Source organism: Nocardiopsis coralliicola (assembly GCF_054779695.1).
In genome coordinates this window covers 458,914-471,286 of sequence record NZ_BAAGXT010000001.1, presented here as the reverse complement: position 1 = coordinate 471,286, position 12,373 = coordinate 458,914, and the positions used below count along the sequence as shown (strand labels likewise).

Below are 12,373 nucleotides of genomic sequence, written 5' to 3'. Positions count from 1 at the left end.
GTCACGACCCGGCCTCCGGCGCGTCGGCGGCGATGGACTCGCCGAGATCGAGGCCGCGGTCGGGCAGGACCCCGCCCTGGATCCAGGTCGTGTAGGTCTCCTGGAGCCGCTCGCCCAGTTCGGCGTCGACCGGGATGCGCTCGTAGGAGGTGTTGGAGTCGGCGACCTGCTCGGCGATCTCCACCGGCTGGCCGGCGAAGTCGGCGTAGAACTCCGCGTATTCGCCGGGGTTCTCGCGCCCCCAGGCGTAGCCGGCGTCGACGCGGTCGGCGTAGTCGGCCAGCGCCTCGGCGGTGGCGGGGTCGGCGAGCGCCTCGTCGGTGGCGCTGAGCACGTTGTAGCCGGGCAGCAGCCCCTCGCCGTCGACGAGGGTGCGGGCGCCGAGCTCGCCGCGGGCGCGCTCGAGGTAGACGCCCCAGGTGGCCCAGGCGTCCACCGACCCGGCGGAGAACGCGGTGCTCGCGTCGACGGGGGCCAGGAAGGTGGGTTCGACGGCGCCGAAGTCCAGGCCCTCCTCTTCCAGGGCGCGCAGCAGCAGGAAGTGGGCGATGCTGCCGCGCGTGGTGGGCGAGACCTCGGCGCCCTGCAGGTCGGCGAGCTCCTCGGCGCCGCTGTCCTCGGGCACGACCAGCGCGGTGCCTTTTCCGTCGTTGGACCAGGCGGCATAGACCTGGATGTCGGACCCGCCCGCGATGGCGCTCACTGTGGGGGCGTCGGCCGCGCCGCCGACGTCGATAGCGCCGGCCTTGAGCGCCTCGTGGAGGTTGACGGCAGCCGCGTACTCCGACCATTCGATGGTGTAGGGGACGTCGTCGAGGAGTCCGGCCTCCTCCAGCAGGGCTTTGGTGGCCCCGGTCTGGTCGCCGACCCGCAGTGTGACCTCGCTGATGTCGTCGGCGGGTTCGGCACCGGCTCCGCCGCACGCGCCGCTCGCGGCGAGGAGGACGGCGGCGGCCGCGGCGGCCGCCGCGCGCTGGTGGACGGTCATGGATCGGCTCCTGATCATGGTGGCCGGCGGGGAGGCCCGCACGGCCCTTTGGTCCCACTTGGTCCCACATTGCGATCTCAACATCCCGCAATATAGTAATTCCTACTTAGTCAGTCAATATTGTGGATTAAGCGGCCGCGCTGGCCCGGCAGTGCCGTGTGTCACGTCGGCCCCCGCGGGGAGCGAGACTGGAGACCATGACCACCGAGACCCCAGAGTCGACGGCCGCCCGCTCCCGTACCGGGACCCAGTCGGTGGATCGCGCGATCGCGATCCTTCGGTGCTTCGAGGGAGAACCGTCGCTCACCCCCACCCAGGCGGCGCACCGCCTCGGCCTGACCGTCAGCACGGCGCACCGCCTGATGCGGGCACTGCACGGCACCGGGCTCCTCGGCCGCGACCCTGCGACGGACAGCTACCACCTCGGCGCCACCGCCGCCGTGCTCGGCCGCATCGCCCTGGAGCGGCTCGGGGCCACCGCCATGCAGCCGGCCCTGGAGGCGCTGCGCGACGCGACCGGGGAGTCGGTCACGCTGGGGGTGCGCTCCGGTGACGAGGTGGCGGTCCTGATGCAGTTCCCCTCGCCGCAGCCGCTCCGCTACGACCAGCAGCCCGGCGCCCGCAATCCCATCCACGTCTGCTCGATGGGCAAGTCGCTGCTGGCCTTCGGCGACCCGGGCCTGCACGGCCCCGAGCCCTACCCGCGCTACACCGATGCCACCATCACCACTCGCGCCGAACTCGACGCCGAGCTGTCCCGCATCCGCGCGCGCGGCTACTCGCTGGCCGACGGGGAGCGCGTACTGGGAGTCCGTGCCATCGCGGCGCCGGTGCGCGACTCCTCGGGAGGCGTGTTCGCGGCGGTCGCACTGCAGGTGCCCAGCGTGCGCTTCGGCGACGACCGGCTGCCCGAACTGGCATCCGCAGTGACCGGGGCCGCCCAGCGGCTGTCGGCCCAGCTGGGCGCGGGCTGAAGACGCCGCTGGACGGCTGGCCGCGGCGCAGCGCAGGTCAGGCCGGCGCGGACGCGGCGGCCCGGTGCGCCAGCTCGGAGCGGACCAGGGGCAGCAGGTCGCGCCCGAAGGCGACGGCGTCGTCGAGGGGGTCGTAGCCGCGGATGAGGATCGCGGTCACCCCGATGTCGACGTAGTCCAGGAGTGCGCGGGCCACCGTCTCGGGGCTGCCGACCAGGGCGGTGGAGTTGCCGGCCGCGCCGGTCGCGCGCGCGGGGGCGGTCCACAGCGCCCGGTCGTGCACCTCGCCGCGGTCGGCCGCGGCGAGAAGCCGCTGCGAGCCCGCACTGCCCTCCCTGCCGAGGATGTAGGGCGCGCTGCCGTTGCCGGGCGGCGGCGCGGCCCCGCCCTCGATGTCCGCGAGGATGGAGTGGGCCCGCTCCCACGCCTCAGCGTCAGTGCGGCCGAGGATGGGCCGGAAGGACACCGAGAAGCCCAGCTCGGCCGGGTCGCGCCCGGCCTGCGCGGCGGCGGCCCGCACGGCGGCGATCTGCTCACCGGTCTCCTTGAGCGGCTCGCCCCACAGGGCGAACACGTCGGCGTGCTTGCCGCCCACCCGGTAGGCGTCGGCGGAGGACCCTCCGAAGTAGACCGGCACTCGCGGCCGGGAGAAGGTGGGCACCTGGGACAGCGCGCCCTCGACCGAGTAGAAGTCGCCGGAGTGGTCGAAGGGCTCGGTCGCCGACCAGGTCTGCTTGGCCACGTCGAGGTATTCGTCGGTGCGCCGGTAGCGCTCCGGCTTGTCGCTGCGGTCGCCGTCGCGCAGCTGCTCGGTGTCGCTGGCGCCGCTGATGATGTGCACCGCCACCCGGCCCTGGGTGAACTGGTCCAGCGTGGCGATGGAGCGGGCCCAGACCGTAGGCGCGACGAAGCCGGGCCGGTGGGCGATCAGGAAGCCCAGCCGCTCGGTGTGGGCTGCGGCGTAGGACGCGACGGCGAAGCCGTCGGCGTCCCAGGAGTGGTAGCCGATCAGGACGCGGTCGAAGCCGCCGTCCTCGTGGGCCTGCGCAAAGCGCCGCGTGTAGTCCCGGTCCAGCAGAGGGCCCCGGCGCTTGCGGATCTCTGACTGGTCGGCGGTCCTGATCATGCCGATGAACTCAACCATGTGCCCCTCATCCCATATTGCGCGATCGTCGATCCATAATGTAGTAATGCCTAGTAATTCGGTCAAGATAGTCGACTACATGGATCGGAGGCCGCGGTGACGGCCACGGAACACGGAGACCGCTCCGGCAAGCCCTCCCCCGGGCGCGCCCACGGCGACAGCGTGTGGCACGGGCGGCTCGAGCACATCCCCGCGAAAGCGGTCAGCGGCGACACCGGGCAGACCTCGGGCATGCGCCGCTTCGAGGCGGTCTCCGGCACCACGGTGGGATCGCAGAAGATCTGGATGGGCCAGACCCACGTCGGCCCGGCCACCAACTCCGGAGACCACCACCACGGCGAGGCCGAGACCGCGATCTACGTGGTCTCCGGCCACCCCTCGTTCGTCTTCGCCGACGGCGACGAGGAGATCCGCATCGACACCGGGCCCGGCGACTACGTCTTCGTGCCGCCCTACGTGCCGCACCGCGAAGAGAACCCCTCCGCCGAGGAAGAGGCCGTCGTCGTCATCGGGCGCAGCACCCAGGAGGGCATCGTGGTCAACCTGCCCAGCCTGTGGGCGCCCGCTGAAGGCGGCGGCAGCGACTGCGCCAGTACTGCGCAGCGGCCGGACGGGGCCGGCCGGTGAGCGCGCCCGCCCCGGTCACCGTCACCGAGTACACCGACCCCGGATGCGTCGTGTCCTGGGCGAGCGAGCCGCAGTTGCGCCTGCTACGGCTGCGCTACGGCCACCTCGTGCGCTGGCGCCGCGTGTTCGGGCTGCAGATCGCCGATGCCCGGGCCGACGACTCCGGATTCGACGCGGTCGGCTCCGCCCCGGCGCGGCTGGAGCGCTGGACCGCGGCCGCCCGCGCCACCGGCGCACCGATCACCGGCCGCCTGCACTGGCTGCACTCCTCCACCGGGCCCGCTTGCCGCGCGGCCATCAGCGCCCGCCGGCAGGGGCCCGCCGTGGCGGAGCGCGTCCTGCGCCGCCTGCGCGAAGCCGTGTACCTGCACGGCAGGCCCGCCGACTCGGCAACGGGCGCGCGCCGGGCCCTGGAGGGGGTGCCCGGGCTCGATGTGGAGGCGCTGCTGGCCGACTTCGGCAGCGACCGCGTGCACGGACTGCTGCACGCGGAGGCCGCCGAGGCCCGGCGGGTGCATCCGGACACCGAGAAGGCCGCACGCACCGGTTCGACGCCCGCGCCGGGGCTGCCGGTCGCTGAGGAGGGCGGGCACCGCTACGGCCTGCCCACCGTGGTGGTCGCGTCCGCCGGACGCACTGCCGTAGTGCCCGGTTTCCGCACGCCCGAGGAGTACGAGGCGGCCCTGGAGCGGGTGCGGCCCGGCATCACCGCCGGTGCCCGTCCGCTGCCGGAGCCCGCCGAGCTCCTGGCCGAGTTCGGCACCCTGACCGGACGCGAGGCCGAACTGCTCGCCGGCGGCCGCCTGCCCGACGGTGCCCTGCGCACGGCAACCGCCACCGGCGACGTCTGGCATGCAACCGCCGCCGCACCGCCCACCGAGGAGGACGCAGCATGAGCCGGACCGCCCGCCTGCACGCCGCCCCGCACTCCCCCGCTGCACCACCCGCCGTCGACGCGGACACCTTCCGCAGCGCCCTGGCCGCCCATGCGGCCGGCGTGGTGGCGGTGACCGCCGCCGACGACGGCGGTCCCGTGGGGCTCACCGCGACCTCGTTCACCTCGCTCAGCCTGGACCCGCCGCTGGTCGCGTTCGCCATCGCCGCGACTTCCACCACGTGGCCCCGGCTGCGCCGCGCCGACCGGTTCGCCGTCAACCTGCTCACCGAGGACCAGCACGAGCTGGCCGCCCGCTTCGCCCGACGCGGCGGCGACCGCTTCGCCCCGCCCACCGAATGGGAGCCCGGCGCCGGCGGCGCGCCGCTGCTCGCCGGCGCAGCCGTCCACCTGGAGTGTGTGCCGGAGCGCATCGTCGAGGCGGGCGACCACTGGCTGGTCCTCGGACGCGTCTGCGCCGCCCGGACCGCCGGTCCCCACCGCCCGCTCCTCTACCACCAGCGCGCCTTCGGCGCCTTGCGCCGCATCGCCTGAGCCGCCGCGCACCGGGCGGCCTCCGCGCGGTCCGCCACCGCACGGAGGCGCGCTCTCGGCCGGCCCGGCTCCGCGGTCGCCACGCTGCGGACGGTGAGGCGCTGGAAAGGCGGGCACACGGCGGCTCTGGGAGCCGCGGCGGCCAGCGGCACGGAGGTCTGGACGGACCGCGCCGCCCGGGGCCGGATCAGCCTGCCGTGGCGCGTTTCCACCGCTGCCCGGAACGCTTCAGCGAGAACCTCCGGCGGGACCGGCCCGGGCACCGGCAGTTCCGCGGCGCCCGCCGCAGGCCCGCACCGGGCCGCGGCCGCGCATGCGCCCCCGGTCTCCACGCTCCGCGCACCCCGGCCGCCTCACCCGCGGCGGGGCGTTCTTCGGTGTCCAGCCGTTCGGCGCTGCGGCCGGGCGCACCGCCGGGCCGGCCGGCCAGCGCCCCGCCCACCGCTCCGCGGACCCGCCGTGCCCGGAAGCCGGCCCGGCCGCCTGGAGGCACGGCCTGCGGCCTCTGCCCAGCGGCGCGGGGCAGCCGCCGCCCGACGCCGCGCACCCGCCTGGCAGGATGTCCGCAGGCGGGATCCCGCCTCGCCCGAGGCGCCCTCCGCCCCGGGCCGCGAGTCCGCACCGACCGCACAGAGGAGGCCGGAGTGGCCACCCGAACGCGCCCCGCCGGAAAGGGCAGCCGCGCCGAGCGGCGCCCGCACTGGCGCGCCCCGGACGCCGTTTCGCCGGCGCCGCCCCCCATACCCGGCCCCCCGTTCCTCCGGCAGATCTGGACCGATGTCGCCTTCCTCCACTGGAGGGTCGAGGCCGCCGACGTGGCGCCGCTGCTCCCCGAGGGCACCCGGGTGGACACGCTCGGCGGCGCCGCCTACGCGGGGCTGGTGGCGTTCCGGGTCCCCGGATCGGTCGCCTTCGGCGCGGTCCCCACCGGCGCGTTCGGCGAAGCCAACGTGCGCCTGTACTCCGTGGACGAGCGGGGCCGGCGCGGCGTCGTCTTCGTGTCCATGGACGCCGACTCGGCACCGGTCACCGCAGCCGCGCGCAGCCTGGCCGGGCTGCCCTACGTCTGGTCCGACGTCGCGCTGCACCGCGGCCGGAACGGGCGCCGCGCGGGCGCGGTACGGCGCCGCGCGCCGGGGCGGGCCCGCGCCTCCTGGTCCCTGCAGGTCGGCGCGGAGCTGGCGGAGCCGGGCCCGCTGGAGCACTTCCTCACCGCCCGGTGGGGGCTGCACACCCGCCACCTCGGACGCACCTGGTGGATCGGGGTCACCCACCGCCCGTGGCGGCTGCACCGCGCCGCCCTCCTGCACCACGGCGGCGGACTCCTGGCCGCCGCCGGCATCACGCCGCTCACTCAGGATCCGGAATCGGTGCTCTGGTCGCCCGGCGTGTCGAGCTCCTTCGCACCGAGCCTGCAGTGAGCAGGCCGCCCGGACCAGCCCTGCCTTAGCCGGCCTCGGCCCGGGCGGCGCAGCTCACCGCACCAGGCTCGGGCGCTTCGGGTCGAACTCCCAGCCGGGGACGAGGGTGCGCATGGCGGCGGCGTCGTCGCGGCCGCCGAGCCCGTGGCGGAGGTAGAGGTCGTGGGCGGCGGCGATCCGGTCCGGGTCGGGCTCCACCCCCAGGCCCGGTGCTTCCGGCAGTGCGATCTCGCCGCCGGAGATCGCCATCGGGTCGGCGGTGAGCCGCTGGCCGTCCTGCCAGATCCAGTGCGTGTCGATCGCGGTGATCTCCCCGGGTGCCGCGGCTGCGGTGTGCACCGCCATCGCCAGCGAGACGTCGAAGTGGTTGTTGGAGTGCGAGCCCCAGGTGAGACCCCACGCGTCGCACAGCTGGGCGACCCGCACGGAGCCGGCCATGGTCCAGAAGTGCGGGTCGGCCAGCGGGATGTCGACGGCTCCGGCGCGTACCGCGTGGCCGAGCTGGCGCCAGTCGGTGGCCACCATGTTGGTCGCGGTCGGCAGGCCGGTCGCCCGGCGGAACTCCGCCATGGTCTCCCGGCCCGAGTAGCCGTCCTCGGCGCCGCAGGGGTCCTCCGCGTAGGCCAGGACCGGAGCCAGGGAGCGCGCGACGTCGACCGCTTCGGCCAGCGGCCAGGCGCCGTTGGGATCCAGGGTGATGCGGGCGCCGGGGAAGCGCTCCTTGAGGGCCGTGGCCGCGGCGGCCTCGTCGGCTGCGGCGAGCACCCCGCCCTTGAGCTTGAAGTCGCGGAAGCCGTAGCGCGCGTGCGCGGCCTCGGCGAGGCGCACGACGGCCGCTGCGTCCAGTGCCTCCTGGTCGCGCAGCCGCAGCCAGTCGTCGGCGCCGGCGGCGGGGGCCCGGTAGGGCAGGCCGCTGCGGGTGCGGTCGCCGACGTAGAAGAGGTAGCCCAGGACCGGGACGCGGTCGCGGCAGCGGCCGTCCCCGAGCAGGTCGGCAACAGGCAGCTCCAGGTGGCGGCCGAGCAAGTCGAGCAGCGCCGACTCCACCGCGGTGACGGCGTGCACCGCCACCCTCAGGTCGAAGGTCTGGGCGCCGCGGCCGGCGGCGTCGCGGTCGGCGAAGCGGCGCCGCATCGCGGCCAGTACCCGGTTGCGGGCGCCCACCGGAGCGCCGGTGACCAGGTCGCGGGCCTCCTCCAGGGTGCGCCGGATCGGCTCTCCGCCCGGCACCTCGCCCAGTCCGGTCCGGCCCTCGGAGTCGGTGAGCAGGACCAGGTTGCGGGTGAAGTAGGGGGCGTGGGCGCCGGAGAGGTTGAGCAGCATGCTGTCCTCGCCGGCCACCGGCACGACCCGCATCTCCGCGACGACGGGCTGGCTCATCGCGGCACCTCCCCTGCGGGGCGCTGCACGGGGGCCGGGTCCGGGGGCACCTGGGCCATCACGCACCGCCCTGCAGGTCGGCGGTGCCGTCGGCGTCGATGCGGGCCTGCTGCACGGTCCAGGCCCGCGCCTGGTCGCTCAGCGAGATGCCGAGCCCGGGCCGGTCGGGCACGTACATGCGGCCGCCGGCGATGGCGGGGTGCTCGGTGAACAGCGGCTGCAGCCAGTCGAAGTGCTCGACCCACGGATCGATCTCGTAGGCCGCGGCGAGGTGGAGGTGGATCTCCATGGCGAAATGCGGTGCCAGGCGCACGCGGCAGCGGCGGGCGTGCGCGGCGACGTCGAGGAAGGGGGTGATGCCGCCGATGCGGCCGGCGTCGGGCTGCAGGAAGCCGGCGGCGCCCGCCTCCAGCAGCGCGGCGTGCTCGGCGGCGCTGGTGAGCATCTCGCCGGTGGCGATCGGCGTCGCCAGGCTGGCGGCGAGGGCGGCGTGGCCGGCGTTGTCGTAGGCGTCGAGCGGCTCTTCGATCCAGACGAGGCCGAACTCCTCCAGGTCGCGGCCCATCCGCGCCGCGGCGCTGCGGTTCCACTGCTGGTTGGCGTCGACCATCAGCGGAAAGTCGCCCAGTTCGGCGCGGAGCGCGGCCACCCGCTCCAGGTCGGCCCGGCGGTCGGGGTGGCCGACCTTGACCTTGATGCCGCCGATGCCCGCGACCCGGGCGGCGCGCGCGTTGTCCAGCACCTCCTCCAGCGGCGCCGAGAGGAAGCCGCCGGAGGTGTCGTAGCAGTCGACGGCGTCGCGGTGGGCGCCGAGCAGCTTGGCCAGCGGTAGCCGCGCCCGCTTGGCCTTGAGGTCCCACAGGGCGATGTCGAGGGCGGCCACCGCCTGGGCGGCGAGCCCGCTGCGGCCCACCGACGCGCCGGCCCACAGCAGCCGGGTCCACAGGCGCTGGATGTCGGCGGGGTCGGCGCCGATCAGCTCGGGGGCGACTTCGCGGGCGTGGGCGTACTGCCCGGGGCCGCCGGCGCGCTTGGAGTAGGTGAAGCCGATGCCGCCGGCGCCGTCCTCGGTGGCGATCTCGGCGAAGAGCACCGACACCGAGGTGAGCGGCTTCTGGCGGCCGGTGAGGACTTTGGCGTCGCTGATGGGGCGCGGTAGGGGCACGTCGGCGCGGGAGAGGGTGATGGCGCTGATGCGGTCGGCGGCGGGGGCGTGCGGAGCGGTCATGGCGTCCTCTGGAGGGTGCGGCCGGCCGGGCCGGCGACGGCGGAGAGGGCGAGGGCAGGGGACGGCGGTTCGCGGGCCGGGTCAGGCTACTCCGGCGATGAGTGCGGACAGCTCGGCGCGTTCGCCGTGGGTGAGCGCGGTCAGCGGCGGGCGGACCGGCCCGCCCCCGCGGCCCACCGCGTCCAGTCCGGCCTTGACGATGGAGACCGCGTAGCCGCGCCCCCGGTCGCGGATCTCGGTGTAGGGGATGACGAAGTCGTTCAGCTTGCGGTACACGGCGGCGGTGTCCCGGGCGCGCACCGCCCGGTAGAAGTCCAGCGCGAAGCCGGGCAGGAAGTTGTACAGCGCCGAGGAGTAGGTGCTGACACCCAGTTGCAGCAGCGGCAGCGCGAACGTCTCGGCGGTCGGCAGCCCGCCGATGTAGATGAGCCGGTCGCCGACCTTGGCGTAGGTGCGGGTCATCTGCTCGATGTCGCCCACCCCGTCTTTCAGCCCGACCAGGTTGGGGTTCTCCTCGGCGAGGCGGGCCACCGTCGCCGCGGTCAGTACCGCGTTGGAGCGGCTGTAGGCGATGACGCCGAGCCGGGTAGCGCGGCACACGGCGCCGACGTGCCGGGCGAGCCCCTCCTGGCCGGCCTCGGTGAGGTAGGGCGGCAGCAGCAGCACGCCGTCGGCGCCGGCCTCCTCGGCGGCGCGCGCCTGCGCGGTGGCGGTGGCGGTGCCGCCGGTGGCCGGAGCGATCACCGGCACCGCGCCGGCGGCGGTGCCGACGGCGGCGCGCACCACGCGGTCCAGCTCGGCCGGGGTGAGCGAGAACCCCTCCCCGGTGCCGCCCGCCGCGAAGAGCCCGGCCACGCCGCCGCCGGCCTGCCAGGCGATGTGCTCGCGGTAGCGGTCCTCGTCGAAGGCGAGGTCGCCGTCGAAGTGGGTGACCGGGAACGACAGCAGTCCGGACGCCAGCCGGGCTGCGGCTTCACCGGGGTCCATCGGGCTCACGCGCTTCTCCTCGCCTCGGCGGCGCGGGAGCCCGGCCGGGCTTCCGCGGTGGTCCGGGGCAACGGTAGAAAGGCCCGTTCGATGCTGTCCAAGACTCGTTGAGCATGAGGTGATACCGCGGCGGTATCAGCGCTGCGCGGTGTCCTCCGGCGGCCACACCTCCAGGACCCGGCGCAGCGCGGGGTTGCGGGAGTCGCGCCGCCAGATCAGGTGCAGCTCGACGGGCGACTCGGGCAGCCCGTCGATGGGCAGGAAGGCGACCCCGGAGATGCCGAGCCCGGTGGCCGACTCGGGCACGAACGCCACGCCGCGCCCCGCGGCCACCAGCCAGACCATGGTGAGGATCTGGCTGACGGTGTGCGCCACGTTCTGGTGCGCGATCGGCACCAGGCCCACCACCAGGTCGTAGAAGTAGCGCGCCTCGATCGGCGAGTGCATCACCAGCGGCAGGCCCGCCAGGTCGGCGCGGCCCGCCGGCCCGCCGCGCCGGGCCAGCGGGTGGTCCTCCGGCACGGCCAGCAGCAGGCGCTCGCGCTGCTGGACCCGCGAGGCGACGACGTCGGCGTCGAAGGGGGGACGCGCCAGGCCGAGGTCGATCTCCTCGGCCAGCAGCGCGGCGACCTGGTCGCGGGTGACCATCTCGGCCAGTTCGATGTCGAGTTCGGGCAGGGCGGCGTCGAGCCGGTTGAGCAGCCGGCCCAGCGGCCCGTAGGAGGCGGCCGCGGTGAACCCGATGCGCAGCCGGCCGCTGGCGCCGTCCGAGATCCGGCGGGCGGTCTCGGGGGCGCTGTCGGCGAGCACCAGCAGCCGGCGCGCGTCGATGAGGAACGCCTCGCCCGCCGGGGAGAGCGCCACCCGGCGCCGGTCCCGCTCCAGCAGCCGGGCGCCGACGGCGCGCTCCAGCTTCTGAATCTGCCGGCTCAGCGGCGGCTGGGTCATGGACAGGCGCTCCGCAGCGCGGCCGAAGTGCAGTTCTTCGGCGACCGCCACGAAGCAGCGGAGCTGATCGAAGGAGTACATGATGCGCGAAAGGTATCAACTTATGCCCAATTGGCCTTGGACACGCATCAAGGCGCCCTCTTAGGGTGCCGAAGCACCGAGTCACGTGACACCGATCACAGCAGGTAGGCCCCAGGGAAGGACGGCCATGACCGGCTTCGCGAAGCGGACCCCCCTCAGGCGCACCGGCACGGCCGCACTGGCCGCCGGGCTCGCGCTGGCCGCCACCGGATGCGGCGGCAACCTCGGCGGCGGCGACGCCTCGGAGTTCCCCAGCGGCCCCGTCACACTGCAGGTCGGCCAGGAGGCCGGCGGCAGCACCGACCTGATCGCCCGCGCCCTGGCCGAGCCCGCCGCGGCGGAGCTGGGGGTGGCGATGCCGGTGGTCAACACCCCCGGGGCGAACGGCGCCCTGGCTGCCCAGGAGGTCGCCGGCCAGCCGCCGGACGGGCAGAACCTCATCCTCATCACCGCGTCGCTGACCACCATCACGCCGCTGGCCGTCGGCGCCGACGAGGCCGTCGACATCGACGACTACACCGTGGTCACCGGCGTCTCCCGGGACGACTACGTGCTGGTCGCCAACTCCGCCTCCGGCATCGACACCCTCGACGGCCTGCTGGAGTCCGATGGAATCGACTTCGGCACCACCGGCGTGGGCACCGGCAGCCAGCTCGCCCAGGAGCTGCTGTTCGCCCAGGCCGACACCGAGGGCACCGCCGTCCCGTTCGACAGCGGCGCGCCCGCGCTCACCGCCCTGCTCGGTGAAGAGGTCGACGTCGCCGCACTGCAGCTGGGCGAGGCGCTGGGCCAGATCGAGGGCGGCGAGCTGACCCCGCTGCTCACCTTCTCCGAAGAGCGCAACCAGTACCTGCCCGACGTGCCCACCGCCGCCGAGGAGGGCTACGACGCCCAGGTCTCGCAGTACCGGGCCGTCGCCGCCCCCAAGGACACCCCGCCGGAGGTCGTGGAGCAGCTCGGCGCGGCCTTCGGCACCGCGTTCGACTCGGAGGACTACCAGAGCTTCAACGAGCAGCACCTGCTCACCCCGGCCGAGACCGAGGGCGGGGCGGTCGCCGAGGAGTGGGCCGGGCTGCACGACGACTACCGCTCCCTCGCCGAGGAGCACGGCATCGACCTGGGCAGCGGCGAATGAGCCCCGGCGGCAGCGCCCCTTCCCGCACCCC

12 protein-coding genes are annotated in these 12,373 nt (G+C 75.0%); 6 read left to right on the top strand and 6 right to left on the bottom strand.

The features are described 5' to 3' along the window. Position 1: 1 nt before the first annotated feature. Positions 2-988 (bottom strand): ABC transporter substrate-binding protein, encoded by a 987-nt coding sequence (locus ACYVGT_RS01955; protein ID WP_460854591.1) that lies wholly within the window; start codon positions 986-988, stop codon positions 2-4. 197 nt (positions 989-1,185) lie between these two features. Between ACYVGT_RS01955 and ACYVGT_RS01950 the strand changes: the two genes are divergently transcribed. Then, positions 1,186-1,962, top strand: coding sequence for an IclR family transcriptional regulator (locus tag ACYVGT_RS01950; RefSeq protein ID WP_460854590.1), 777 nt, complete (start codon positions 1,186-1,188; stop codon positions 1,960-1,962). Between the two features lie 37 nt (positions 1,963-1,999). Here ACYVGT_RS01950 and ACYVGT_RS01945 read toward each other — a convergent pair whose 3' ends face one another. Next, positions 2,000-3,106, bottom strand: coding sequence for an LLM class flavin-dependent oxidoreductase (locus ACYVGT_RS01945; RefSeq protein ID WP_460854589.1), 1,107 nt, complete (start codon positions 3,104-3,106; stop codon positions 2,000-2,002). Positions 3,107-3,202: 96 nt separating this feature from the next. Here ACYVGT_RS01945 and ACYVGT_RS01940 point away from each other — a divergent pair, with 96 nt between their 5' ends. The 4 genes from ACYVGT_RS01940 (at position 3,203) to ACYVGT_RS01925 (ending at position 6,583) form a co-directional block, all read left to right on the top strand. Then, a complete protein-coding gene (locus tag ACYVGT_RS01940) occupies positions 3,203-3,733 on the top strand; it encodes a cupin domain-containing protein (protein ID WP_460854588.1) in 531 nt (176 codons plus the stop codon). Next, positions 3,730-4,629 (top strand): DsbA family oxidoreductase, encoded by a 900-nt coding sequence (locus ACYVGT_RS01935; RefSeq protein WP_460854587.1) that lies wholly within the window; start codon positions 3,730-3,732, stop codon positions 4,627-4,629. Before ACYVGT_RS01940 ends, ACYVGT_RS01935 begins: the two co-directional genes overlap by 4 nt. Continuing rightward, complete coding sequence (locus tag ACYVGT_RS01930) at positions 4,626-5,162, top strand: flavin reductase family protein (protein ID WP_460854586.1); 537 nt, start codon at positions 4,626-4,628, stop codon at positions 5,160-5,162. Before ACYVGT_RS01935 ends, ACYVGT_RS01930 begins: the two co-directional genes overlap by 4 nt. A 644-nt stretch (positions 5,163-5,806) precedes the next feature. Continuing rightward, on the top strand, positions 5,807-6,583 hold the full coding sequence (locus ACYVGT_RS01925) for a YqjF family protein (protein ID WP_460854585.1): 777 nt from the start codon (positions 5,807-5,809) through the stop codon (positions 6,581-6,583). A 54-nt stretch (positions 6,584-6,637) separates the two neighbouring features. Here ACYVGT_RS01925 and ACYVGT_RS01920 read toward each other — a convergent pair whose 3' ends face one another. The 4 genes from ACYVGT_RS01920 to ACYVGT_RS01905 all read right to left on the bottom strand — a co-directional run bounded on the left by ACYVGT_RS01920 (position 6,638) and on the right by ACYVGT_RS01905 (position 11,207). Continuing rightward, complete coding sequence (locus ACYVGT_RS01920; RefSeq protein ID WP_460854584.1) at positions 6,638-7,963, bottom strand: enolase C-terminal domain-like protein; 1,326 nt, start codon at positions 7,961-7,963, stop codon at positions 6,638-6,640. Positions 7,964-8,021: 58 nt separating this feature from the next. Beyond that, complete coding sequence (locus ACYVGT_RS01915) at positions 8,022-9,191, bottom strand: L-talarate/galactarate dehydratase (protein WP_460854583.1); 1,170 nt, start codon at positions 9,189-9,191, stop codon at positions 8,022-8,024. Positions 9,192-9,272: 81 nt separating this feature from the next. Next, positions 9,273-10,178, bottom strand: coding sequence for a 5-dehydro-4-deoxyglucarate dehydratase (kdgD, locus tag ACYVGT_RS01910; protein ID WP_460854627.1), 906 nt, complete (start codon positions 10,176-10,178; stop codon positions 9,273-9,275). A 135-nt stretch (positions 10,179-10,313) separates the two neighbouring features. Continuing rightward, positions 10,314-11,207 carry a LysR family transcriptional regulator gene (locus ACYVGT_RS01905; RefSeq protein ID WP_460854582.1) on the bottom strand — a complete coding sequence of 298 codons (894 nt, stop codon included), beginning with the start codon at positions 11,205-11,207 and terminating at the stop codon, positions 10,314-10,316. 127 nt (positions 11,208-11,334) lie between these two features. On the opposite strand from ACYVGT_RS01905, the gene ACYVGT_RS01900 reads away from it, so the two are divergent. Then, complete coding sequence (locus ACYVGT_RS01900; protein ID WP_460854581.1) at positions 11,335-12,342, top strand: tripartite tricarboxylate transporter substrate binding protein; 1,008 nt, start codon at positions 11,335-11,337, stop codon at positions 12,340-12,342. Positions 12,343-12,373 lie beyond the last annotated feature (31 nt).

Excerpts from the sequence above, each read along its gene's own strand:
- ACYVGT_RS01955 (WP_460854591.1), bottom strand. The coding sequence starts at position 988 with ATGACCGTCCACCAGCGCGCGGCGGCCGCCGCGGCCGCCGCCGTCCTC.
- ACYVGT_RS01950 (WP_460854590.1), top strand. The coding sequence starts at position 1,186 with ATGACCACCGAGACCCCAGAGTCGACGGCCGCCCGCTCCCGTACCGGG.
- ACYVGT_RS01945 (WP_460854589.1), bottom strand. The coding sequence starts at position 3,106 with ATGGTTGAGTTCATCGGCATGATCAGGACCGCCGACCAGTCAGAGATC.
- ACYVGT_RS01930 (WP_460854586.1), top strand. The coding sequence starts at position 4,626 with ATGAGCCGGACCGCCCGCCTGCACGCCGCCCCGCACTCCCCCGCTGCA.
- ACYVGT_RS01920 (WP_460854584.1), bottom strand. The coding sequence starts at position 7,963 with ATGAGCCAGCCCGTCGTCGCGGAGATGCGGGTCGTGCCGGTGGCCGGC.
- ACYVGT_RS01915 (WP_460854583.1), bottom strand. The coding sequence starts at position 9,191 with ATGACCGCTCCGCACGCCCCCGCCGCCGACCGCATCAGCGCCATCACC.
- kdgD (WP_460854627.1), bottom strand. The coding sequence starts at position 10,178 with ATGGACCCCGGTGAAGCCGCAGCCCGGCTGGCGTCCGGACTGCTGTCG.
- ACYVGT_RS01905 (WP_460854582.1), bottom strand. The coding sequence starts at position 11,207 with ATGTACTCCTTCGATCAGCTCCGCTGCTTCGTGGCGGTCGCCGAAGAA.
- ACYVGT_RS01900 (WP_460854581.1), top strand. The coding sequence starts at position 11,335 with ATGACCGGCTTCGCGAAGCGGACCCCCCTCAGGCGCACCGGCACGGCC.